Source organism: Haloactinopolyspora sp., from assembly GCF_027324685.1.
Lineage (GTDB): Bacteria > Actinomycetota > Actinomycetes > Jiangellales > Jiangellaceae > Haloactinopolyspora.
The window spans coordinates 1-22,195 of sequence record NZ_DAHVSH010000018.1 but is presented as its reverse complement, the minus strand read 5'-3'; the positions used below and the strand labels follow the sequence as shown (position 1 = coordinate 22,195).

23 protein-coding genes and 1 pseudogene are annotated in these 22,195 nt (G+C 68.6%); 19 read left to right on the top strand and 5 right to left on the bottom strand.

What is annotated here, in order from left to right; genetic code table 11:
- A pseudogene (locus M6444_RS02910) lies at positions 1–270 on the top strand (DUF58 domain-containing protein); the annotation flags it as partial.
- Positions 267–704: a hypothetical protein gene (locus tag M6444_RS02905; RefSeq protein ID WP_298322926.1), complete on the top strand. Its 438-nt coding sequence runs from the start codon at positions 267–269 to the stop codon at positions 702–704. The pseudogene M6444_RS02910 and the gene M6444_RS02905, both read left to right, overlap by 4 nt.
- Here the strand turns inward: M6444_RS02905 and M6444_RS02900 are convergent.
- On the bottom strand, positions 691–2,430 hold the full coding sequence (locus M6444_RS02900; protein WP_298322923.1) for an aminotransferase class V-fold PLP-dependent enzyme: 1,740 nt from the start codon (positions 2,428–2,430) through the stop codon (positions 691–693). The two genes, M6444_RS02905 and M6444_RS02900, sit on opposite strands and share 14 nt — an antisense overlap.
- Before the next feature lie 240 nt (positions 2,431–2,670).
- On the opposite strand from M6444_RS02900, the gene M6444_RS02895 reads away from it, so the two are divergent.
- The 5 genes from M6444_RS02895 (at position 2,671) to M6444_RS02875 (ending at position 9,475) form a co-directional block, all read left to right on the top strand.
- Positions 2,671–4,791, top strand: a complete 2,121-nt coding sequence (locus M6444_RS02895) for a PhoX family phosphatase (protein ID WP_298322921.1) — start codon at positions 2,671–2,673, stop codon at positions 4,789–4,791.
- A gap of 184 nt (positions 4,792–4,975) precedes the next feature.
- Positions 4,976–7,087, top strand: coding sequence for a PhoX family phosphatase (locus M6444_RS02890; protein ID WP_298322918.1), 2,112 nt, complete (start codon positions 4,976–4,978; stop codon positions 7,085–7,087).
- 171 nt (positions 7,088–7,258) lie between these two features.
- Complete coding sequence (locus tag M6444_RS02885; protein ID WP_298322915.1) at positions 7,259–7,864, top strand: hypothetical protein; 606 nt, start codon at positions 7,259–7,261, stop codon at positions 7,862–7,864.
- 24 nt (positions 7,865–7,888) lie between these two features.
- Complete coding sequence (locus M6444_RS02880; RefSeq protein WP_298322912.1) at positions 7,889–8,656, top strand: cupin domain-containing protein; 768 nt, start codon at positions 7,889–7,891, stop codon at positions 8,654–8,656.
- Positions 8,657–8,752: 96 nt separating this feature from the next.
- Positions 8,753–9,475: an alpha/beta hydrolase gene (locus M6444_RS02875; RefSeq protein ID WP_298322909.1), complete on the top strand. Its 723-nt coding sequence runs from the start codon at positions 8,753–8,755 to the stop codon at positions 9,473–9,475.
- A gap of 25 nt (positions 9,476–9,500) precedes the next feature.
- On the opposite strand, the gene M6444_RS02870 is transcribed toward M6444_RS02875, so the two are convergent.
- A complete protein-coding gene (locus M6444_RS02870) occupies positions 9,501–9,863 on the bottom strand; it encodes a DUF2203 domain-containing protein (protein ID WP_298322905.1) in 363 nt (120 codons plus the stop codon).
- 95 nt (positions 9,864–9,958) lie between these two features.
- Here M6444_RS02870 and M6444_RS02865 point away from each other — a divergent pair, with 95 nt between their 5' ends.
- Positions 9,959–10,444: an NUDIX domain-containing protein gene (locus tag M6444_RS02865; protein ID WP_298322902.1), complete on the top strand. Its 486-nt coding sequence runs from the start codon at positions 9,959–9,961 to the stop codon at positions 10,442–10,444.
- Position 10,445: 1 nt separating this feature from the next.
- Here M6444_RS02865 and M6444_RS02860 read toward each other — a convergent pair whose 3' ends face one another.
- Positions 10,446–10,607 (bottom strand): hypothetical protein, encoded by a 162-nt coding sequence (locus tag M6444_RS02860; RefSeq protein ID WP_298322900.1) that lies wholly within the window; start codon positions 10,605–10,607, stop codon positions 10,446–10,448.
- A 331-nt stretch (positions 10,608–10,938) separates the two neighbouring features.
- On the opposite strand from M6444_RS02860, the gene M6444_RS02855 reads away from it, so the two are divergent.
- The 8 genes from M6444_RS02855 to M6444_RS02820 all read left to right on the top strand — a co-directional run bounded on the left by M6444_RS02855 (position 10,939) and on the right by M6444_RS02820 (position 17,586).
- Positions 10,939–11,478, top strand: coding sequence for a (2Fe-2S)-binding protein (locus M6444_RS02855; protein ID WP_298322897.1), 540 nt, complete (start codon positions 10,939–10,941; stop codon positions 11,476–11,478).
- On the top strand, positions 11,475–13,886 hold the full coding sequence (locus M6444_RS02850) for a xanthine dehydrogenase family protein molybdopterin-binding subunit (protein WP_298322894.1): 2,412 nt from the start codon (positions 11,475–11,477) through the stop codon (positions 13,884–13,886). The genes M6444_RS02855 and M6444_RS02850 overlap by 4 nt, the downstream gene beginning before the upstream one ends.
- On the top strand, positions 13,883–14,737 hold the full coding sequence (locus M6444_RS02845) for a xanthine dehydrogenase family protein subunit M (RefSeq protein WP_298322891.1): 855 nt from the start codon (positions 13,883–13,885) through the stop codon (positions 14,735–14,737). The genes M6444_RS02850 and M6444_RS02845 overlap by 4 nt, the downstream gene beginning before the upstream one ends.
- A 40-nt stretch (positions 14,738–14,777) precedes the next feature.
- A complete protein-coding gene (locus tag M6444_RS02840) occupies positions 14,778–15,488 on the top strand; it encodes an SRPBCC family protein (protein ID WP_298322887.1) in 711 nt (236 codons plus the stop codon).
- A gap of 176 nt (positions 15,489–15,664) precedes the next feature.
- Complete coding sequence (locus M6444_RS02835; protein ID WP_298322885.1) at positions 15,665–16,150, top strand: anthrone oxygenase family protein; 486 nt, start codon at positions 15,665–15,667, stop codon at positions 16,148–16,150.
- 21 nt (positions 16,151–16,171) lie between these two features.
- Entirely contained in the window at positions 16,172–16,627 is a 456-nt protein-coding gene (locus M6444_RS02830; RefSeq protein WP_298322883.1) for a VOC family protein, read from the top strand.
- Between the two features lie 162 nt (positions 16,628–16,789).
- Positions 16,790–17,185, top strand: coding sequence for a VOC family protein (locus M6444_RS02825; RefSeq protein WP_298322880.1), 396 nt, complete (start codon positions 16,790–16,792; stop codon positions 17,183–17,185).
- 41 nt (positions 17,186–17,226) lie between these two features.
- Complete coding sequence (locus tag M6444_RS02820) at positions 17,227–17,586, top strand: YciI family protein (protein ID WP_298322878.1); 360 nt, start codon at positions 17,227–17,229, stop codon at positions 17,584–17,586.
- An 8-nt stretch (positions 17,587–17,594) separates the two neighbouring features.
- On the opposite strand, the gene M6444_RS02815 is transcribed toward M6444_RS02820, so the two are convergent.
- Positions 17,595–18,056, bottom strand: coding sequence for a nitroreductase family deazaflavin-dependent oxidoreductase (locus M6444_RS02815; protein ID WP_298322877.1), 462 nt, complete (start codon positions 18,054–18,056; stop codon positions 17,595–17,597).
- A gap of 512 nt (positions 18,057–18,568) precedes the next feature.
- On the opposite strand from M6444_RS02815, the gene M6444_RS02810 reads away from it, so the two are divergent.
- Together M6444_RS02810 and M6444_RS02805 are read left to right on the top strand one after the other, a co-directional pair.
- Positions 18,569–19,267 (top strand): DUF5134 domain-containing protein, encoded by a 699-nt coding sequence (locus tag M6444_RS02810; RefSeq protein WP_298322874.1) that lies wholly within the window; start codon positions 18,569–18,571, stop codon positions 19,265–19,267.
- A gap of 228 nt (positions 19,268–19,495) precedes the next feature.
- Entirely contained in the window at positions 19,496–20,419 is a 924-nt protein-coding gene (locus M6444_RS02805; protein ID WP_298322871.1) for a hypothetical protein, read from the top strand.
- A gap of 43 nt (positions 20,420–20,462) precedes the next feature.
- On the opposite strand, the gene M6444_RS02800 is transcribed toward M6444_RS02805, so the two are convergent.
- On the bottom strand, positions 20,463–21,026 hold the full coding sequence (locus M6444_RS02800) for a TetR family transcriptional regulator (protein ID WP_298322868.1): 564 nt from the start codon (positions 21,024–21,026) through the stop codon (positions 20,463–20,465).
- A 111-nt stretch (positions 21,027–21,137) separates the two neighbouring features.
- Between M6444_RS02800 and M6444_RS02795 the strand changes: the two genes are divergently transcribed.
- Positions 21,138–22,195, top strand: a 1,058-nt coding sequence (locus tag M6444_RS02795) for an FAD-dependent oxidoreductase (protein ID WP_298322866.1), incomplete at its 3' end; no start/stop codon positions are given.

Below are 22,195 nucleotides of genomic sequence, written 5' to 3'. Positions count from 1 at the left end.
TCGGTGTTCATGGACGACGCCGTCGCCGCGCTGGCAACGTCGTGGCGGCGCTCGGGTCACCCGGTGCTGGCCGTCGACGTGCTGCCGACCCCGGTCGTCCGGATGGCCGACCCCGCGGCCACGCTCGCCGCGCGGGTCGTGATAGCCGAGCGAGACGAGCGGCTGCGCTCGCTGGCCGCCTCCGGGGTGCTGGTCACTTCGGCCGAGCCTGCTGCCCTCGCACTGAGCCTGACCCGCTTGCGCCGGGTCGCAGGGAGGGCGCGCCGATGACGACGGAATCGCGGGCCGAGGGCGCGCTGGGCCCCACCCTGCCATCGTGGGCCTTACGGGCGGGTATCGGCGTGGCCGGGTTCGGGACGGCGGCAGCGGCGTGCGCCTGGGCGTCAGCGTCGGTGTTCGTGTTGATTCTGCTGGCCGGGCTCGCCGTCGCCGCGGCTGGCCTGCCCGCCTCGCATTGGCCGTCGGTGCTGCTCGCGGTCTGCGCGGTGGTCGTCCTGGCCGGCGCTGACGGCATCACCGGCTGGACGGCAGGCACGATGTTCGGGATGCACGCCACGCACGTGCTGGCCGCGGTGGGCGCCGTCGTGCCGGTCGACGCCTCGGTCGAGCGCGCCGCGCTGCGGCCCTCGCTCGAGCGGTTCGTTCGGGTCCAGATGGGGGCTCAGCTGCTGGTGCTCTTCGCCTGGCTGCTCACTCGCGGCTGACCGACGACGGCGGCAACGGGAACCACCGAAGCGCCTCGAACTGCTCGGACATCCCCGTCGGTCCCTCGGCTTCCAACTCGTCCGGTCGTGACGCGAAGATCTCGCGAGCCTGCGCGAGATGCTCGGCCAGCACGTCCTCACCCAGCTGCTCGTGCCGGATGGCGTGCACCGGGCTCCCGAAGTCGTCATAGCGCAGCGCAGCAAGGCGCACCGGTGGTTGCGTCGCACCGTCGCGATGCCGCCACAGCGCGGTACGCGGGTCGAAGACGTACTCACTCAGCAATCGGTGCCCGTACCGGGCGATCAACTCGACCGCGTCGACGATGTAGTCACGCACGGTGTCGGAGATGAAGTAGTTGAAGTTCACCCTGGTCCAGCCGGGCTTGATGCCCTCGCAGCCGACGCTGACGACCTCGCCGAAGGCTTCGGAGGTCGCCGGGCCGACCGAGAGCAACCGGTGCCCGTACGGCCCGGCGCACGAGCAACCGCCCCGGGCCTGGATGCCGAACAGGTCGTTGAGCAACGCGACGACGAAGTTGTGGTGCAAGAATCTCGAGCCGGCGCGGATCCGGAAGGACACGATCGACAGCCGCGGTACGTCGTGGTCGCCGAGCACCTCGATGCCGGGCACGCTGTCCCAGCGCCGCACGGCATAGCGCCACAACTTCTCCTCGCGGGCCTGGATGAGATCGGTGCCCACGGCGTCTTTCAGCCCGAAGACGAGCCCGGCCCGGATCGACTCGACGATCGCCGGCGTGCCGCCTTCCTCGCGCGCGACCGGATCGGACAGGTACCGATGCCGGGTGGGGCTCACGAACTCGACGGTTCCGCCGCCAGGCACCGTCGGAACCCGGTTGAGCACCAGGTCGCGATGAACGACCAGGACGCCGGGGGTCTGTGGGCCGCCGACGAACTTGTGCGGGGACAGGAAGATCGCATCCTTGTGGTCGCCGGCTCCAGGCGCGCTCTCGCTCATCCGGATCGGGACGTACGGCCCCGCTGCGGCGTAGTCCCAGAACGACAGCGCACCGTAGCGATGCAGCAGGGCGGCGATCCGGTCGGTGTCGGTGAGGACGCCGGTGACGTTCGACGCAGCCGAGAAACTACCGATCCGGATCGAGCGGCCGGCGTACCGGTTGAGCAGCTCCTCCAACTGCGCCAGATCGATGTGACCGTCGGCGTCGGCGTCCAGGGCCACCACATCGGCGATCGATTCGCGCCACGGCAGTTCGTTGGAGTGATGCTCGTACGGGCCGACGAACACGACCGGTGGCGGTGAGGGCGGGTCGATGCTGACGCCGTGCCGCTCGGCCACGCCGGTGGGCAGCCGCAGCTCGAGGATGCCGATGAGCTTGTTGACCGCCGACGTGGCCCCGGATCCGGTGAAGATCACCAGGTGCTCGTCCGTCCCACCGACGGAGTCGCGGATGATCCGCCGGGCGTCCTCGCGCAGCAGCGTGGTCTGCAGTCCGGTGCCGGAGCTCTCGGTGTGCGTGTTCGCGTACAGCGGCAGAACCTGGCCCCGGATGAAGTCTTCGATGAAGTCGAGCGCCCGGCCCGACGCGGTGTAGTCGGCGTAGGTGACACGCCGGGCCCCGTACGGGCCGTGTAGCACCTCGCCCTCGCCGATGACACCGGTTCGGATGCGCTCGAGCAACGGCGTCGTCCCGACGTCGGCGGGCACCGCACCGTCGGGAGTCATCTCCCCGATCGCTGTGAAGATCATCGCGAGCCCCCTTCTCGCTGAGCCGCCGGGAAGCCCGGCAGCCGATGAGTTCCAGCATGCACCAGCTCACGCGCCGATGGCAGAAATCGGCGGGTCTGATTCGCCGATCAGTGCTCCGAGCGCAGTCGCCGCTAGGCCGGGCGGTACGCAAACCACCATCCGGATTGCGGTGGGTAGCCAGGGGATGAAAGTTTATTTACTCTTTGTCGACACGCGCTGCACCTCGACGAAGGGAATCGCATGTCCGACTTCGACGGCGGCCAGCAGGGCCGACGCCGCTTGCTCCCGATTCTCGGCGGAACCCATGGCGGCCGGAGCGCCATGACGTGCAAATATCGCTGCGCTAACGCGTGCTTCCACGAGGCACCCAACACCAGCGACAACGAGTACTTCGGCGACATGGTCGACACGGCGATGTCGCGCCGGGGGCTGTTGCGCACCGGCGCCGCGGCCGTCGTGGTGGCCGGAACCGGTGCGGCCTCGTCGGTGGGCGCGGTTGCGGCCGCCCCAGCTGCGCCGCAGGTCAGCAGGGCCAAGCCGCCCTCGTCCATCAAGCCCGAGCCGCCGGAATACGGCCGGCCGGTCAGCTTCACCGCGGTCGGCGACAACATGCTCGACGCCGTCGTCGTCCCCAACGGTTACGACTGGTCGGTCACCATCTCCTGGGGCGACCCGGTGGAGCCGGGAGCGCCGGAGTTCGACTTCGACAATCAGACCGCCGAAGCACAGCAACGGCAATTCGGCTACAACTGTGATTACGTTGCCGTGTTACCACTCGACCGAAATTTCGATCGAGCCTTGCTCTGGGTCAATCACGAGTACACCAACGAAGAACTCATGTTTCGCGGGTGGGCCGGGCCCGAATCAGCCACCGAGGAACAACTGCGGATCGCGATGGCGGCGCACGGCGGCTCCATTCTCGAGATCGAGAGGGTCGGCGACACCGGCGAATGGCGGCGCACGCGTCGCCCGCGCCGGCACAACCGCCGCATCCACACCGGCACCGAGTTCCACCTGACCGGTCCGGTCGCTGGCAGCGACCTCGTGCGCACCACGGCCGACCCGGACGGCACCACGGTCTACGGCATGCTCAACAACTGCGCCGGCGGCCTGACACCGTGGGGCACGATCCTGTCCGGAGAAGAGAACGTCCACCAGTACTTCGGTGCGAGCGCCGACATCACCGACGAGGAACGCGCCCGGCGGTACAGCCGCTACGGGTTGCGCACCGAGGCCGGCACCGAGCGCGGGTGGGAACGCGTCGATGAACGCTTCGACCTCGCCACCGAGCCCAACGAGCCGAACCGGTTCGGCTGGATCGTCGAGCTCGACCCGTTCGACCCGGCATCGACCCCACGTAAGCGCACGGCACTGGGGCGGTTCAAGCACGAGGGCGCGAACGTCTTCGTCGGCGCCGACGGCCGCGTGGCGGCCTACATGGGCGACGACGAGCGGTTCGAGTACGTCTACAAGTTCGTCTCGGCGAAGACGTACCGCGACGGCACCAGCCGGCGCGACCGTGAGCACAACATGACCCTGCTGGACGACGGTGACCTCTACGTCGCCCGGTTCACCGGCAACAGCCCGGAATTCCCCGACAGTCCGCCCGAGGACGGTCTGTTCGACGGCACCGGTGAGTGGCTCCCGCTCGTGGTCGACGGCCAGAGCCAGATCGACGGGATGAGCGTCGAGGAGGTCCTGACCTTCGCGCGGATCGCCGCCGACAAGGCGGGGGCGACGAAGATGGACCGTCCCGAGGATGTCGAGCCGCACCCGGTCACCGGCACGGTCTACATGTCGCTGACCAACAACACCGCACGGTCTCCCGAGCAGGTCGACGAGGCCAACCCACGCCCGGAGAACAAGTTCGGCCACGTCATCAGCGTGGACGAAGACAACGGCGACGTCGCGTCCACGACGTTCACGTGGCGCATCGTGATCGTGGCCGGTGACCCCGACGATCCGGAGACCTACTACGACGGCTTCGACAAGTCGCAGGTCAGCCAGATCTCTTGCCCCGACAACGTCGCCTTCGACCCGTCCGGGCGGTTGTGGCTGGCCACCGACGGCATGGGCGGCACGCTCAATGCGAACGACGGCATGTTCGTCATGCCCATCGAGGGCGAGGACAAGGGACACCTGCGCCGCTTCGTCTCGGTGCCGATCGGCGCGGAGTGCTGCGGCCCGTTCATCACTCCGGACGGACGGACGGCCACGGTGGCGGTGCAGCACCCCGGCGACGGCGACGGCGCCTCGCCGGAGAACCCGCTGTCTACCTTCCCCTACGGCGACCAGCCCAGGCCCTCGGTGATCACGATCTGGCGTACGTCGCCGACTGGCGGTCCGTACATCGGGGACTGACCCGACCAGGTGCGGCCGGCACACCACGTCCGCGGTGCCGGCCGCACCGCCCCGGCGCCGATCATCTCCGATCGACACGAGTGGCTCATCGGGTTGTCACCTGTTGTTCGTCCAGGTGCGGTGGTTCCCGTCGCCGTCGGATTCTTACCTTCATGGCACACCTGCCCAGACCGGAGGAATCCGCATGCCCGACATCGAGAGCGGCCCTGGCCGCCGACGCCTGCAGCTGCCGTTGCTCACCACGGGCCACGGCGGGCGCGCTGCCATGACGTGCAAGTACCGCTGTGGTGACGCGTGCTCGCACCCCGTACCGAACACCAGTGACAACGAGTACTTCGGCGACGTGGTCACCAAGGCGATGTCGCGCCGCGGGCTACTGCGCACCGGCGCCGCGGCCGCCGTCGTGGCCGGCGTCGGCGCGGCGATGCCGACGCCGGCGAGCGCCGCACCCGCACGTACCGCCGGTCCGAAACCGCCGCCTGGTATCCGGCCCACCCCACCGGAGTACGGCCGCCGCGTCGGCTTCACCGCGGTGGGTGACAACGTCGTGGACAACGTCGTGGTGCCCAACGGCTACGACTGGTCGGTGGTCATGGCGTGGGGCGACCCCGTGGAGCCGGGAGCACCGGAGTTCGACTTCGACAACCAGACGTCGGCGGCGCAACGAGGCCAGTTCGGTTACAACGCCGATTTCGTGGCCGTCCTGCCGCTGGACCGGAACTTCGAGCGCGCCCTGCTGTGGGTCAACCACGAGTACACCAACGAAGAGCTCATGTTCCGCGGGTGGGCCGGGCCCGAGTCGGCCAGCGAGGAACAGCTGCGGATCGCGATGGCCGCACACGGCGGCTCGATCGTGGAGATCGAGCGCGTCGGCGACACCGGGGAATGGCGGCGCGTCTCGCGTCCGCGGCGGCACAACCGCCGCCTCCACACCGCGACCGCGATGCGGCTGACCGGCGCCGCGGCGGGAAGCGATCTCCTGCGCACTTCAGCAGACCCTGGGGGCACCACGGTCCACGGCATGCTCAACAACTGCGCCGGCGGTGTGACCCCATGGGGAACGATCCTGTCCGCCGAGGAGAACTACAACCAGTATTTCGGCGCTTCGGCCGACATCACGGACCCGGTGGCGGTCGAGCGGCTCAGCCGGTACGGCATCCGCACGCAGGCCGGTACCCAGCGCGGGTGGGAACGTATCGACGAGCGCTTCGACCTCGCCGTCGAACCCAACGAGGTGAACCGGTTCGGCTGGATCGTCGAGATCGACCCCTACGACCCGCACTCCGTCCCGCGCAAGCACACCGCGCTGGGGCGGTTCAAGCACGAGGCGGCGGCCGTCTCGATCGCTGCTGACGGCCGCGTGGTGGCGTACATGGGTGACGACGAGCGCTTCGACTACGTCTACAAGTTCGTCTCGGCGAAGAAGTACCGCGACGGCACCAGCCGGCGCGACCGCGAGCACAACCTTCGCCTGCTCGAACAGGGCGATCTCTACGTGGCGCGGTTCACCGGCGACAGCCCGGAATTCCCGGACCGCCCGCCCGAGGACGGCCTGTTCGACGGCACCGGTGAGTGGCTCCCGCTCGTGGTCGACGGCCAGAGCAAGGTCGACGGCATGAGCGTCGAGGAGGTGCTGACGTTCACCCGGCTGGCCGCCGACACCGTCCACCCGACGAAGATGGACCGTCCCGAAGACGTCGAGCCGCACCCGGTCACCGGCACGGTCTACATCGCGCTGACCAACAACTCCCGGCGTACCCCGGCGGAGGTCGACGAGGCCAACCCCCGGCCGGACAACAAGTTCGGCCACGTCATCGGTGTCGACGAGGACGGCGGGGACGCGGCCGCGTTGACGTTCACCTGGCGGGTGGTGTTGATCGCCGGTGACCCCTCCGATCCGGAGACCTATTACGACGGCTTCGACAAGTCGCAGGTCAGCCAGATCTCCTGTCCTGACAACGTCGCCTTCGATCCGTCCGGGCGGTTGTGGCTGTCCACCGACGGCATGCCGGGGGCCAGCGGCGTCCACGACGGCATGTTCGTCATGCCGATCGAGGGCGCGGACAAGGGACACCTGCGCCGGTTCCTGTCGGTGCCGATCGGGGCGGAGTGCTGCGGGCCGTTCATCACCCCGGACGGGCGCACCGCGCTGATGGCCGTCCAGCACCCGGGCGACGGCGCCGGCGCCTCCCCGGAGAACCCGCTGTCCACCTTCCCCTACGGCGACCAGCCCAGGCCCTCGGTCGTCACGGTGTGGCGCACGTCCCCCACCGGCGGTCCGTACATCGGGGACTAGGCAACGGCCTCGGCGCTCACCGGTTCACCGACCCATGACGGGAGTGCCTCGATTCGGTGCACGCCGGCGCCGGTGCTCTTGGTGCAGCGCCGGCGCCGGCGTAGCGTCGACGTGTGGCCGGCTTCTCGTGCCGAAGGCGCGGCCGCATCGCCGGGCATGCGGAAGGACCTCATGTTCGTTCAGGTCATCGAGGGCGTCGTCGCCGACGAAGCGGCGGTTCACGCGGCGGTGGAACGCTGGCAGCGGGATGTCGCTCCCGGCGCCGACGGCTGGATCGGCGGGACTTACGGTGTGGCCGACGACGGCACCTTCGTCGGCGTGGTGCGCTTCGCGACCGAACGGCAGGCCCGCGCGAACGACGCTCGCCCGGAGCAGAGATCCCGGTGGCGCGAGTTCGAGGCGTTGTTCGCCGGTCCGGTCGTGATTCGTGGCTGCTCCGACGTCACTCTCCTGCTCGGCGGCGAGCCGGACCATGCCGGCTTCGTTCAGGTCATCGAAGGCCGGGTCCACGATCCGGCCCGGCTGCGCAGCGTCGTGGCCCGGTCTGCGCCATTGCTGTCGCGGCTGCGCCCGGACGTCCTCGGTGCGACCCTGGCGATCGACGCGCACGGCCGATTCACCGAGACCGTCGCGTTCACCACTCAGGCCGAAGCGCGAGCGGCCGAATCGCTTCAGCCGCCACCGGAGGCACGACGTCTCATCGACGCCGAGCTGGCGTTGATGGACGACATCAGGTATCTCGACCTGCCCCGGCCCTGGTTCGCCTCGCACCGATGACCTCGGATGTGAGACACTGCCAGGATGGCGGATAACGCTTTCCCGCAGGCGTCGGCACCGGCCACATCGAGGCGTCCGGCGTTCCCTGGCGGCACCGCCGTCAGCCACCTGACCGTCTACGACTGGCCCACGCCGGACGGTCTGGCCGGCGGCTCGCCGCACCTGCACACCGCGTCCGGCGAAGGCTACGTCGTGGTCGGCGGACGGGGTCGGCTGCAGACGCTGAGCAGCGCCGGCTTCGCCGAACATCGCCTGGAGCCCGGGGTCGTCCTGTGGTTCACGCCGGGCACGGTCCACCGGCTGGTCAACGAGGCGGGGCTCGAGATCATCGTCGTGATGCAAAACGCCGGACTGCCCGAGGCCGGCGACGCGGTGTTCACCTTCCCCGACGACGTTCTCGCCGATCCGCAGCGCTACTCCGAGGCCGCCGCCCTGCCCACCGGCGCGGACGACGACACCATCGCCGCGGCCGCGCGCCGGCGCCGCGACCGCGCGATCGAGGGGTTCGGCGTGCTGCGGTCACGCGTGCAGACCCACGGCCCGGCCGCCCTGATGCAGTTGTACGACCGAGCGGGTGCACTGGTCGCCGACCGCGCACCCACCTGGCACGACATGTGGCGACGCAGCGTCAAGGCCCAGGTCGAGGCGACCGAGCAGGCGCTGGCCGATCTCTCCCGAGGCAGCGCGCCGCACTTGGCGGCGTCATCGGTCCACCCGGGCGAGCGGCGCGAAGCGACGTTCCGCTACGGCATGTGCGGCCGCTTGCGCACGTGGGACGTCACGGCTCACTGACCGCCCGGCCACGACTGGACATCGTGCTTCCGACCTGTAGTATGTGCTTTCGAAAAAGCACGTCCACCTGAGACATCAGCGCGGAGGCAGGTACCGATGCACATCATCCTCGTCCCGGGCCTCTGGCTCGATGGCTCCTCGTGGGACGCCGTCACCCCTCTCCTCGAAGACGCCGGCCACGACGTCCACCCCCTCACCCTGCCCGGCATGCACAGCAAGGAGGCCGACCGCTCAGCCATCACGCTGCGTGACCAGGTCGACGCCGTCGTTGCGGCGATCGACGCGGTGCCCGGAGACGGCGAGGACATCTTGCTCGTCGGCCACTCGATCGGTTGCGGCATCGCCCATGCCGCCCTGGATGCTCGCCCCGGTCGAGTCGCACGGATCGTGCACGTCGGCGGCTTTCCAGCACCGGCCGGAACGCCGATGCTCCCAGGCCTGCCGGCCACCAACGGCGAAGTACCCATGCCCGACTGGGCGGAAATGGGCGAAGAGGCGAACATCGTCGATTTCGACGAGGAGTCGCTGGCCCGGTTCTACGCCGAGGCCATCCCCGCACCTGAACGCGTACTCACCGATGCAGTCCAGCTGTCCGACGAACGCCGCTACGACGTTCCCGCCACGGCGGTGTGCCCCGAGTACACCGCGGCCGACCTGCGCGGCTGGATCGAGAGCAACGAGGGCCCGGTGAGCGAGATGGCCCGCATCCGCGACGTCGAGTACGTCGACCTGCCGGGCGGACACTGGCCGCAACTCACTCAGCCCGCCAAGCTCACCCAGATCATTCTCGACGCCGCTGCCTCCACCGAGCCCGCCTAGCCGGGGTTCTCGGCACGCCGACGATTCACGTCAGCCGACGGCGTCCCGCGAAACCCAGGTCGACGCGGTGGTACCACCCGAGGTCGTCCTCACCCTCCAGCCAGCACAGCAGCACATCCTGGCCGTCCAATCGAGACGGGAAGTCGATCAACAGCGGCGCGATCCCCTTCACGTCCGCCCGCGACTGCACGATCAACGAAACCAGCTCGTCGAGGCGGGCCTGTGCTGCCTTGAGCTCGGGAAGTCCTCCCAGCGCGCTCGGCGTACCGCCGTGGACGGCCGCGGCGAGCTCGGCGACGTCGGCCCGGACGGCGGTGAACTCGTCGATGACCGGTCGCAGGCGCGTGAGAGCGGCCCGGGCCTGGTCGAGACTGAAGGACTCCGTCATGTCGCCCACTGTCTCAAATCGTCCATGTTCGCGTTCATCCATGCGGCCGGACCCGCACGGCGACACCTCGATCATGGCGCGTAGGATCGTCGCCCGTGCCGGAACACTTCAGCGTCATCCCCGCTGCGTACCTGTTCTTCCGTCGCAACGACGAGGTTCTGCTGCAACGCCGCCAGAACACGGGCTACATGGACGGCTACTGGGCGGCCGCAGCGGCCGGGCATGTCGAGGCCGACGAATCCGTCCTCGACGCCGCATGCCGCGAGGCCGCTGAAGAACTCGACGTCGAAGTCGCCCCGGGCGATCTGACGGCCCTGACGACGATGCACCGCACCGAAGGCAATGGGCTGCCGATCGACGAGCGCGTGGACTTCTTCTTCGAGTGCCGCCGATGGGCCGGCACGCCGCGCCTCGTGGAGCCGGACAAGGCAGCGGACCTGCGATGGTTCCGGCTCGACGCGCTCCCCGACTCCGTCGTGCCGTACGAGCGCTACGTGCTCGATCGTCTGAAGCCCGGTGCCCTCGCGCCGGTGATCGCCTACGGCTTCGGCTCCCAGGACGGCCACACCGCGCCGGCCTGACTCATCGCGACAGGAGCACGCGCAGCGACTCCGCGGGCCCGGTGAAGCGATGACCGGTCACGCAATGGACGTCGACGTGCTCCACCATCCCGGACGTACTGAGCACGCGTCCACGCGGGCTCACCGTGGTGGGCAGCCCGCATTCCGGGCAGTCGAACAGCATGACGGACCTCACAAGTCTCTGATATCGAGACGAAACATCTCGTTTCGTGAACGATTGTGCCGAGATGCCTCTCGTGATCGCCAATGAGGCGGCCGTGACGCCGCTCACCCCGGGTCCACGACCCGACTGGTTCGACCGAACCCCTTGCGGTGACCGGCTGGGACGACTTTGCTGGGGGCATAATGCGCGCACCGGGATCTCAAGCGTCGTCGACGGCGCACCGTGGATCGCCGTCACAAGGAGGTGAAGCGCGCTGAGGCGCTGACCCGATGCGCACCGTCGGGCCGGTCGAGTGCTCTGGACCCGGCCCCTGGCGTACGCGGGAGTGCCCATGACCAGAATCAGCATGACGGTCGACGGCGTCACGTACGACGACGATGTCGAACCGCGGACCCTCCTCGTCCATCACTTACGCGAGCGGCTCGGCAAGGTTGGCACCGTCGTGGGGTGCGACACCACCAACTGCGGCTCGTGCACCGTGTTGCTCGGTGGACGCGGAGTGAAGAGCTGTTCCGTCCTCGCCGTGCAAGCCGACGGTATGGACGTCACCACCGTTGAAGGACTGGCCGGCGCCGACGGCGAACTGCATCCGGTTCAACGGGCTTTCCATGAGACCCACGCCCTGCAGTGCGGGTATTGCACGCCGGGAATGATCATGGCGGCGGTCGACCTGCTGTCGGAGAACCCCGACCCCACCGACGACGAGGTGCGCGAAGGGCTCGAAGGCAACCTCTGCCGCTGTACCGGCTACCAGAACATCGTCCAAGCGGTTCGCGACGCCGCGACGAGCATGCGCGCCGGCACCGCAGCGACCGTCGATGCGCCGGCACAGGCGTCGCCAGCAGCACAGACGCAGGGGGTGACGACGTGACCATCGCCGAAGAACGCCAGGCCGAAGTCGGTCGCGACCGTCGCCGCAAGGAAGATGCCCGGCTGATCACCGGCCGGACGATGTGGACCGACAATCTCGCCCTACCCGGCATGATGCACCTGGCCATCCTGCGCAGCCCGATGGCTCACGCGCGGATCACCCACATCGACGTCACGTCGGCGCGCGGGCTACCCGGGGTGTTCGACGTCTTCACCGGTCGCGACGTCGCCGACATGCAGGGACTGATGCCGTGTGTGTGGCCGGTGACCGAAGACACCGTCCTGCCCGACTATCCCCCGCTGGCCATCAACGAGGTCCGCCACACCGGAGAGCCGGTCGCGGTGGTCGCCGCCCGGGACGCCGCGTCCGCCCTCGATGCCCTCGAGGCCATCGACATCGATTACGACCCCCTACCCGTCGTTCTCGACATGGAGTCAGCGCTCGCCGACGGCTCGCCGCTGGTCCACGCCGACAAGGGCACGAACAAGTGCTACACCTGGGTGCTCGACTCCGCCGCCGCCGGCAGTGGTGGTGACGCAGCCCAAGCGGCAGCCGACGCGGAGGTCGTCGTCCGCCGCCGTTACATCCAGCAACGACTGATCCCGGCCTTCATGGAACCGCGCAGCGTCGTCGTCGACCCCACCGGCGAGCAGATCACCGTGTGGTCGGCCACGCAGGTTCCGCACATCCTGCGGCTGCTGCTGGCGATGTCCACCGGAGTCGCCGAACACAAGATCCGAGTGATCGCTCCGGACGTCGGCGGTGGATTCGGCGGCAAACTGCAGGTCACGCCGGAGGAGTTCATCGCCTTCGCTGCGGCGCGGCGGTCGGGCCGACCGGTGAAGTTCACCGAGACCCGCTCGGAAGCGATGCTGTCCGGACACCACGGTCGCGACCAGATCCAAGACGTGACGGTCTCGGCGACCCGCGACGGCACGGTCACCGGCATCTCGGTCGACCTCAAGGTGAACATGGGCGCCTATCTCGGCATCATCACGCCAGGCACGCCGCTGCTGGGCGCGTTCATGTACAACGGCATCTACCGGTTCCCGGCGTACCGTTTCGAGTGCACCGGCGTGTTCACGAACACGACCAAGACCGACGCGTACCGCGGCGCCGGCCGCCCGGAAGCGACATACGCGGTCGAGCGGATCATGGACGATCTCGCTGCCGAGTTGGGCATGGACCCGTTGGAGGTTCGCCGGCGGAACTGGATCGAGCACGACCAGTTCCCGTATGCCACAGCCGCGGGGTTGACCTACGACTCCGGCAACTACGCCGCAGCCACCGACCGTGCCATGGAGTTGTTCGGCTACGACGACCTGCGCCGCGAACAGCGCGAGCGTCGGGAGTCCGGCGACCCCGTCCAGCTGGGCATCGGCGTATCGACCTACACCGAGATGTGCGGGCTGGCGCCGTCGCGCATCCTCGGCCAATTGCGCTACGCCGCCGGCGGCTGGGAGAACGCCTCGGTGCGCATGCTGCCCACCGGCAAGGTCGAGGTCGTCACCGGCACGTCACCGCACGGTCAGGGCCACGAGACCGCTTGGAGCCAGATCGCAGCCGATCAGCTCGGGGTGCCGTTCGAGGACGTCGAGGTCCTGCACGGTGACACCCGCACCGCGCCCAAGGGCTTGGACACCTACGGGTCACGGTCGCTGGCCGTCGGCGGAATCGCCTTGGTCAACGCGTGCCGAAGGGTCGTCGACAAAGCCCGTCCGGTGGCTGCGCACCTGTTGGAATGCGACCCTGCGGACCTCGAGTTCGTCGACGGCGCCTTCCGCGTCAAAGGCACCCCCGGTGCGAGCAAGACCCTGGCCGACTGTGCCCTGGCCGTGTTCACCTCGCACGACCTGCCCGACGGCGTGGAATCCACGTTGGACGCCGAGGCCACCTACGATCCCGAGGACTTCTCGTATCCGCACGGCACACACCTGTGCGCGACCGAGGTGGACACCGAGACCGGGATGGTGAGCATCCGCTCCTATGTCGCCGTCGACGACGTCGGCACGGTGATCAATCCGCTGATCGTCGAGGGGCAGGTCCACGGCGGCGTGGCCCAGGGCATCGCCCAGGCGCTGTTCGAGGAAGCCGTGTACGACGAGGACGGCAACCTGCTCACCGGGACGTTCGTCGACTACACCATCCCGAGCTCGGCCGATCTGCCGACGTTCATCACCGACCGCACCGAGACACCGGCCCCGGGGCACCCACTCGGCGCCAAAGGCGTCGGCGAAGCCGGAACCATCGCCTCCACCCCGGCGGTGGTCAACGCCGTCGTGGACGCGTTGCGCCCGCTCGGCGTCTCCGACGTCCGCATGCCCTGCACCCCCGAGCGGGTGTGGCGCACCATCCAGGACGCTCGAAACGGCTCGTCACCTGCTCCCGAAGGGGGTGAGCGGCCATGATCCCGGCCGCATTCGACTACACGCGCCCCACTGACCTGGGCGCGGCCGTCCAAGCCCTGGCGGATGCCGGCGAGGACGCCAAGGTGATCGCGGGCGGGCAGAGCCTGATGCCGATGTTGCGGATGCGCTTCGCCGCTCCGACCATGCTGGTCGACCTCGGCGGTGTGGCCGAGCTGCGCGGCGTTCGCGACGACGGCGAGGCGTTGGTGATCGGCGCCATGACGACGCACGACGAGATCCTGCGCGATCCGTTGATCCAGCAACATGCGCCGTTGATCGCCCAAGCCACGGCTACCGTCGCTGACCGGCAGGTACGTCATCTCGGCACGTTCGGCGGGTCGCTCGCCCACGCGGACCCCGCCGGAGATCTGCCGAGCGTGGCGACGGCGCTGGAGGCCACGTTCGAGATCGCCGGAGCCGGCGGTCGCCGATCCGTACCCGCGTCGGAATTCTTCGTCGACTACCTCACCACGGTCCTCGAACCGGGTGAGGTGCTGACGTCGATCCGGGTGCCGAAACTGCCCGGATGGAGCACGCACTACGAGAAGTTCAGCCGGGTCGCCCAGGCCTGGGCGCTGGTCGGGGTTGCCGTGGCCGTACACCGCTCGAACGGCACCGTGGCCGACGCGCGTGTCGCGCTGACCAATATGGCCTCGAAGCCGGTGCGCGCTCGTGCAGTGGAGGACGCGTTGTCCGGCGCTTCGGCGACCGAGGAATCCCTGGCCAGTGCCTCGGCACACGCCGCGGACGACGCGGAGCCTTCGAGCGACCCGTGGGCCTCGGCGGACTATCGCAGGCACTTGGCGACCGTGCTCACTCGCCGAGCCCTGCACGCCGCTGGAGCCGCCTGACGATGCCGCCGAAACCGCACACCCCGACAAGGAGACGCTCATGCAGCTGGACCATCAGTTCACTGTGCCGGCGCCGGTCGACGAAGCCTGGCAGGTGCTGCTCGACGTCCCTCGTGTCGCGCCGTGCATGCCGGGTGCGACGCTCGACGAGTTCGACGGCGAGACGTTCACTGGCTCGGTGAAGGTCAAGCTGGGGCCGATCAACCTCCTGTATAAGGGGCAGGGCCGCTTCGTCGAGACCGACGAAGCGGCGCACCGTGTCGTGCTGGCGGCCTCGGGCAAAGAGAGCCGAGGTTCCGGCACCGCGGCCGCCACGGTCACCGCGGCGCTGGTGGCCGACGGTGACCACGCGACCAAGGTCGACGTCACCACAGAGTTGCGCATCACCGGCCGGCCGGCGCAGTTCGGCCGCGGGATGCTCAATGACGTGGGCGGGAAGTTGCTGGACCAGTTCGCCTCGTGCCTCGCGACGACGCTCGGCGAGACGAGCGCATCGCAGCAGGCGACGTCGGCGGAGCCGACGGAGTCCTCGGTGCCGCCGAATCGGATGCCGGCGCCGCATTCACCCGACGTCGGTGACGGCAGAAGCGCCGCAGGTCTCGAGTACGGCTCAGGCGATGCGGAGGTCGAACCGATCGATCTGCTGAAGGTGACCGGCGCCCAGACGATGCTGCGCCGCTATGGCCCGATGGTGGCCGCTGCGGGGGCACTCATGGTCGTCACGTGGCTGGTGGCGCGGCGTCGTCGCTGAGCTCTGACACCAACCGAGCCGGGCGGGTTCTCGAGTGTGACAGCACCTGAGAACCCGCCCGGCTCGAGCACGACACCGTCGGCGGCCCCGATCGGTGCCGGAGCGGCATCGTCACCCGGCTGGCTTTTCTCTCTATGATCACCATGCGGCGTTCGTCCGCCCGGAGGGGGTTGCCCATGTCCGACGATGTGATCTTCGTCGTCACGATCTTCGCCGCGGTCAGCTCCGGGGTGCTGGCGGGGCTGCTCTTCGCGTTCTCGAGCTTCGTCATGCGCGGCCTTCGCGCGCTGCCCGCGTCGCAGGGCATCGTCGCGATGCAGTCGATCAACGCCGCTGTCAACAATCCGGTGTTCATGGTCGCGTTCATCGGTACCGCCGTGGTCGACCTGATCGCCGTGATCGCGGCGTTCGTGCGCTGGGGCGAGCCGGAGGCGATCTATCTGCTGGTGGGCGGCCTGCTGTACATCGTCGGCGTGTTCGGCATGACCGTCGTCTACCATCAACCGCGCAACCTGGCGCTGGCCAGGGTGAGCCCGACGGCCGACGATGCCGACCGGACGTGGGAGCGCTACGCGGCGGACTGGACGACGTGGAACCACGTGCGCACCTTCGCCGGTGTCGCCGCGGCGGTGGTGCTCAGCGTGGCCCTCACCGTCGTCTGAGCCCCGACCACAGGAGAACCCATGTACAACCTGGACGTCGTGTTCGACTGCACGGACCCCGACGCAGTGTCGAGGTTCTGGCTGACCGCGCTCGAGGGTTACGACTATCCGGGAAGTGACCCGGACGGCCCCCCGGGTTGCCCACCGCCGGGTTTCACCACCTGGGAGGCGTGGGCTGATTCGATGGGCATTCCAGAAGACCAGCGCTACGGCACCCGGACGATCATCGACGTCGTCGGCAACCGGCCCGACATCTTCTTCATCGCCGTCCCTGAGGGCAAGCAGGTGAAGAACCGCCTCCACCTGGACATCAAGGCCACTCGCGACGTCGCGCCCGAGGACCGGCTGGCGCGCCAGGACGCCGAGGCCGAGCGGTTGGTGGCCGCCGGCGCCACGCTGCTGCGCCGCGTCCACGACCCCGACGGATCCCACCTGGTGTTGCAGGACGTGGAAGGCAACGAGTTCTGCATCACCTGAGGTGATCGCCGCTGGTGCGAAACTCCGCCCGAACTGGGTACGAAAATTCGCGCACCGCCGATGTCGAGAAGTGTCACGGCGCTCCGACGTCTCCGGTGACACCGCAAGCCGCCGGCGTCGGCGATGTCGTCGGCCCTCGGCACACCCACGGGAGGAAACACCATGTTCGCCAACAGCAAGGCCTTCAGCGGCTTCTCGGTCGACGATTCGGCCCGAGCCAAGGAGTTCTACGGCGAGGTGCTCGGCCTGGAGATCAGCGACATCCCGGAGATGCCGACCGAGGCCGGCGTGATGAACCTGAAGATCGCCGGCGACCGCGACGTTCTCGTCTACACCAAGCCCGACCACACCCCCGCGTCGTTCACGATCCTGAATTTTCCGGTCGACGACATCGAAGCGGCCGTGGACGAACTCACCCGGCGCGGGGTGCGATTCGAACATTATGTGGGCACCCCGATGGAAACCGACCAGAAAGGCATCTTCCGGGGCGGTGGTCCGTTGATCGCATGGTTCACCGATCCGGCCGGAAATGTCCTCTCGGTCCTCGAGTCGAACTGACCAGGTGGGCCCGACCACACACGCCGTCTTCGGAGAATGACATGAAATACATGCTGCTGATCTACGGCAACGAGACGACGTGGAACGAGCTGTACGGCGATGCCTTCGACGACGTCATGCGCGAGCACGAGGTGCTGGCCGCCGAGCTCGCGGCCTCCGATGAGTTCGTCGAGAGCCAGGGCCTCACGACACGTGGGGCGATGACCGTACGGGTGCGCGACGATACGGCCACCGTCACCGATGGGCCGTTCACGGAGGCCAAGGAGGTCTTGGCCGGCTACTACCTGGTGGACTGCGCCGATGCCGAACGTGCCGCCGACATCGCTGCCCGGATCCCCGAAGCCCGCTTCGACCTCGTCGAGGTACGCCGGGTCATGGACCCTTCGGAGTTCGGCACCTGACCGCGCTGTCAGACCAGCCGGAACTCCACCACGACGGGATCAGGCCCGTTCGGGTCGCGGTCGGCAGACGCTTCGACGATCGGTTTCAGCGTCCGCCAGGCCCGCGGGTGCTCGAGGGCGTAGCGCTCCAGCACGCCGCGCGCCTCGGCGACGCCCAGCCGCCGGGCGCGGGCGGGCCGCCGATAACGCCATCCCACCGAGATTCGCACGTTCGGGTCGGCCATGACGTTCTGGAACCACTGCGCCTGGGTGCCGAACCCGGAGACGACGACGTACACACCCGGCTCCGGACGCTCGGCCGCCTCTACCACGGCGTAACGCGCCTGGCCGGAGCGCCGCCCGATGTGCTCGAGCAGCAACACCCTGGTGCCGAGGAGCACACCCAGCCGCGCCCGGTACATCCAGATGGGCGCGCGGGCCAGCCTTCGCCGTTGTAAGAGCCGTTCGACGAGAGTCGGTCGTGTCGACATCGCCGACACCATACTGCTGACCCGGCCGACCCCTCAGCGCGCCGGCCGGGTCGACATCACGCTCAGACCTTCTCGCGAGACCCGCCCTTGAGCCAGCTCAGCGGCCAACTCCTACGCGCCTTGCTGACGCGCCGTCGCCTGTGCCTACCCTTCATCGAACCCTCCCTTGGGGTCGGACAGCCTCCGGCCAGCCGCAGATGGGCCGCTCAGAAGCCCTGTGGTGCCGTCGATGCAGCTCTGGATGACGGCGGTATTCAGGTGTGCGTAACGCCATGACTAGCGATATGACATCTGATCAAGGGAAGCGGGATTCGCGCACGAACTCACAACCGGTCTCTTGCATCGCGTTTGACACCGACACGAACTTTCGATGAGCGAGCATGACTGGAAAGTTACTCACTGTCAGTCATAAATTCAAGACTGGATTGAAAATGACTTCTGGATTACGTTTATCTCACGGTGTCACCGGAAGAAGTGGCTGGCGACTCGAGGGCGACGAAGGGAGGACGGTGATGACGGTTCCCGACGTGCTCCGGGCGATGGTGATCACCATCCTCGTCGCCGCGGCCGCGTACTCCGCCGGACGATTGCTGGTGAACGTCGCCCCTCACAGCAGGCTCGCACCAGAGCGCACCCGCGCCGGGCGCACCTCCGACCTCATGCACGTGGTGACCGGCTGCGCGCTCGCAGCACTCCTCCTTCCCCACGGCCACACCAGGTCGCTCATCCTGTGCACCGCCGGCGCCGTGGCGTTCGGCATACTCGCCGCCAGGTTCATCGTCACGCTGCGTCACGAAGGCGTCACCAGCCGTGCCGGCACCGACCGGCACGGCGGACACCATGGTTACAACCTGCACCATCTCATCGCCTGCGCCGCGATGATCTACCTGTTCCTCACTGCTCCGATCACCGGCGGCCCGGGCGCGTTCAGCGCCGACACGCCTGCCGTCCAACCCGGCGCGACGTCCCTGACCGGCGTGAATTGGCTGTTCGGCATGTACTTTCTGGTCGCTGCGACCTCGCTGGGCTTTCGCGTCGCCGAGCCGGCTGTTCGCGTGACGCATCGCCTGGCAGTGCCGGTGGGCGTCGGAGGCCCGATCGCTCGCCCGCCCGCCGTCCGGCCGGCAACAGGACTGTTGACGTCGCGGGCGGGTGCGTGTGTCAGCGAGGTCGCCATGAGTGTGGGACTGGCGTTCGCCTTCCTGACCTGACACGCGGCCGCGCCCCACCTTTCGTCACACCACTAGGCGTTCTGCCGCATCACGAAGCGTGCACGCCTAGTGCCCTGGGTATTTGCCTGGTGAACATGATCATTTAAGCCCGTGTTGGGCGATGGGCGACTTTGCGATATTCCGACAAAGCTGTACACGACTCCCTTATGACTGTATGTTGAGCGCTTCGTCACAGACGTGACAACATGCCGATCGAGGAGGAGTGGCATGAGGAAACCCTTAGCCCCAACTCTGCTGGCCGCATTCGCGCTGGCCGTGACGGGAGGCGCAGCCGCCCCCGCCGTGGCCGGGACGCCGAGCATCGACACCGCAGATGCCGTCGTCGCCAGCGCCGACCAAGCGACCACCGCCGCCGAACACCGAGCGGTGACGTCGTATTGGACCCCCGAACGCATGGAAGCCGCCATCCCCGCGGACGTTCGCATGAGCCCGGACGGTGACGTCACCACGGGTGCTGCGCCCACCGCCGCGGATGACATGGTGGCCCAAGCCGACCCCGAGAACCCGCAGCCGGAGCTCGGCAAGGTCTTCTTCACCCTCGGCGGCCAGGACTACGTCTGCTCGGGCACGGCCACCACGAGCCAAAACAGCTCCGTCGTGACCACGGCCGGACACTGCGTCCACGAAGGCGCCGGCGGATCGTTCGCCACGAACTTCACCTTCGTGCCCGCCTACGAGAACGGCTCGGCCCCGCACGGTGAATGGTCCGCGGCCACGCTGTACACCTCCAGCGGCTGGGCGGACAGCGGTGACTTCACCGTCGACGTCGGCTTCGCGGTGATGAACGACTCCGGTGGCCAGAGCCTGACCGACGCGGTCGGCTCGTACCCGATCGCCTTCGACCAGTCCCGCGGGTTGAGCTACACCTCGTTCGGATACCCGGCGGGCAGCCCCTTCGACGGGCAACTGCTGTACTCCTGCTCCGCCACCGCACACGATGACCCGCAGGGTTCCACCACCCAGGGCATCGCCTGCGACATGACCGGCGGCTCCTCCGGTGGTGGATGGATCACCGGCGGGCAGCTCAACTCCGTCAACAGCTACAAGTACACCAACGACTCGAGCACGATGTACGGGCCGTACTTCGGCTCGGCGGCGCAAGCGGTGTACGACGCCGCGGCCACGTCCTGATCGACATCTCCGCACCTCTCTGACCCCTCGCCGGCAGGCCCACTCACACCGACGCCTCGGGCCTGCCGGCGAGGTATCTCTGCACCGTGGGCCCCACCCACGCCACGAGCTCCGCGCGACTCATCGCCACGACCGGATCGAAACGCAGCACGTAGCGGGCCAGCGCGAGCCCGAGAATCTGACTCGCCGCCAAGGCGGCTCGCTGCCCGCCGTCGTCCCGCTCGCCGAGGAACTCGTCAGTCACCGGCCGTAGCTGCTCGGCGAAGATCGCGCGCATCCGGTGCGCCGCCTCGGCGTTCGTCACCGCCGAGCGCAGCAACACCATCAGGGCTTCGTCACCCTCCCAGCGGTCGAGAAAATGCTCGACGAGCCGGGCCCCCACGTCGTCGCGGTCCAGCCCCGCCAGCCGCGGCAGTTGCAGGTCGAACTCTGCCGCCGCCGCGAAGAGCTTCTCCTTGTTGCCGAAATAGCGCATGACCATCGACGGGTCGATCGCCGCGTCCGCTGCGATGGACCGGATCGTCGCGCGCTCATACCCGTCGACGGCGAATCGCTCGCGTGCCGCCGCGAGGATCGTCGCCTTGGTCTGTTCCGAGGATCTTCGCACGGCACCGACTGTAGGCCAACAAGCGTTTGCCAACAAGTGTTGCCTTCGCCGAGGAGTCGGCGTACATTGATGCCAACAAGCGTTGACCAACAGTTGCCGACAGGAGTCGCCATGTCCGCCAGCACGCTTCCCACCAGTACGAGCGTCCTGGTCGTTGGTGCCGGGCCGACCGGACTGACCGTCGCCATCGCGCTCGCGCTGCGTGGGCACGACATCACGGTCGTCGACGACCAGGCCGCCGGGGCCAACACGTCCCGGGCCGCCGTCGTGCACGCCCACACGCTCGAGGCCCTGGAGCCCCTCGGCGTGTCGAACCGGCTGGTCGAGCGCGGCGTACACGCGCCCCGCTTCACCATCCGGGACCGTGATCGTGTCCTCGTCCCGGTGCCATTCGGGCAGCTGCCCACGGCCTACCCGTACACGCTGATGATCTCTCAAGCCGAGACCGAGGCCATCTTGCTCCAACGGCTGGCCGAGCTCGGCGGCACCGTGGTCCGTCCGGCGACCGTCGCCGGTCTGGATCAAGACGCCGACGGCGTCACCGTGACGTTCGCCGACGGTGCACAGGTGCGCGCCGACTACGTGATCGGCGCCGACGGGATGCACAGCACGGTGCGCGATCAGGCCGGCATCGCGTTCGACGGCGCCACCTACGACGAATCCTTCGCCCTAGCCGACGTCAAACTCAGCGGAGGCGTGCCGGACGACGAGGTCATCCTCTACTTCTCCCCGGCCGGGCTGGTCGTGGTGGCGCCGCTGCCCGACGGTACGCACCGCATCGTCGCCACCGTGGACACCGCACCGCCGGAGCCGCACGCCGCGTTCGTCCAGCACCTGCTCGACTCCCGTGGCCCGGTGGCGGACCCGGTTTCGGTCGAGGACGTCGTCTGGAGCTCCCGGTTCCGCGTACACCACCGCGTGGCCGACACCTACCGGGCCGGGCGGATCATTCTGGCCGGCGACGCGGCACACGTGCACAGTCCGGCCGGCGGCCAAGGCATGAACGCCGGGATCACCGACGCCGTCGCCCTCGGCTCGGCGCTGCACTCGATCCTGTCCGGCGCCTCGGCCACGCTGCTGGACGACTACACCGCGACGCGCCGGCCGGTCGCCAAGCAGGTCGTGGCGCTCGCCGATCGCCTGACCCGCCTCGCGACGGCGGACCGGGC

Bases quoted from the DNA above. Each gene is read 5' to 3' on its own strand.
- M6444_RS02905 (WP_298322926.1), top strand. From the start codon at position 267: ATGACGACGGAATCGCGGGCCGAGGGCGCGCTGGGCCCCACCCTGCCA.
- M6444_RS02900 (WP_298322923.1), bottom strand. From the start codon at position 2,430: ATGATCTTCACAGCGATCGGGGAGATGACTCCCGACGGTGCGGTGCCC.
- M6444_RS02895 (WP_298322921.1), top strand. From the start codon at position 2,671: ATGTCCGACTTCGACGGCGGCCAGCAGGGCCGACGCCGCTTGCTCCCG.
- M6444_RS02890 (WP_298322918.1), top strand. From the start codon at position 4,976: ATGCCCGACATCGAGAGCGGCCCTGGCCGCCGACGCCTGCAGCTGCCG.
- M6444_RS02885 (WP_298322915.1), top strand. From the start codon at position 7,259: ATGTTCGTTCAGGTCATCGAGGGCGTCGTCGCCGACGAAGCGGCGGTT.
- M6444_RS02880 (WP_298322912.1), top strand. From the start codon at position 7,889: ATGGCGGATAACGCTTTCCCGCAGGCGTCGGCACCGGCCACATCGAGG.
- M6444_RS02875 (WP_298322909.1), top strand. From the start codon at position 8,753: ATGCACATCATCCTCGTCCCGGGCCTCTGGCTCGATGGCTCCTCGTGG.
- M6444_RS02870 (WP_298322905.1), bottom strand. From the start codon at position 9,863: ATGACGGAGTCCTTCAGTCTCGACCAGGCCCGGGCCGCTCTCACGCGC.
- M6444_RS02860 (WP_298322900.1), bottom strand. From the start codon at position 10,607: ATGCTGTTCGACTGCCCGGAATGCGGGCTGCCCACCACGGTGAGCCCG.
- M6444_RS02855 (WP_298322897.1), top strand. From the start codon at position 10,939: ATGACCAGAATCAGCATGACGGTCGACGGCGTCACGTACGACGACGAT.
- M6444_RS02845 (WP_298322891.1), top strand. From the start codon at position 13,883: ATGATCCCGGCCGCATTCGACTACACGCGCCCCACTGACCTGGGCGCG.
- M6444_RS02840 (WP_298322887.1), top strand. From the start codon at position 14,778: ATGCAGCTGGACCATCAGTTCACTGTGCCGGCGCCGGTCGACGAAGCC.
- M6444_RS02835 (WP_298322885.1), top strand. From the start codon at position 15,665: ATGTCCGACGATGTGATCTTCGTCGTCACGATCTTCGCCGCGGTCAGC.
- M6444_RS02830 (WP_298322883.1), top strand. From the start codon at position 16,172: ATGTACAACCTGGACGTCGTGTTCGACTGCACGGACCCCGACGCAGTG.
- M6444_RS02825 (WP_298322880.1), top strand. From the start codon at position 16,790: ATGTTCGCCAACAGCAAGGCCTTCAGCGGCTTCTCGGTCGACGATTCG.
- M6444_RS02820 (WP_298322878.1), top strand. From the start codon at position 17,227: ATGAAATACATGCTGCTGATCTACGGCAACGAGACGACGTGGAACGAG.
- M6444_RS02815 (WP_298322877.1), bottom strand. From the start codon at position 18,056: ATGTCGACACGACCGACTCTCGTCGAACGGCTCTTACAACGGCGAAGG.
- M6444_RS02810 (WP_298322874.1), top strand. From the start codon at position 18,569: ATGACGGTTCCCGACGTGCTCCGGGCGATGGTGATCACCATCCTCGTC.
- M6444_RS02805 (WP_298322871.1), top strand. From the start codon at position 19,496: ATGAGGAAACCCTTAGCCCCAACTCTGCTGGCCGCATTCGCGCTGGCC.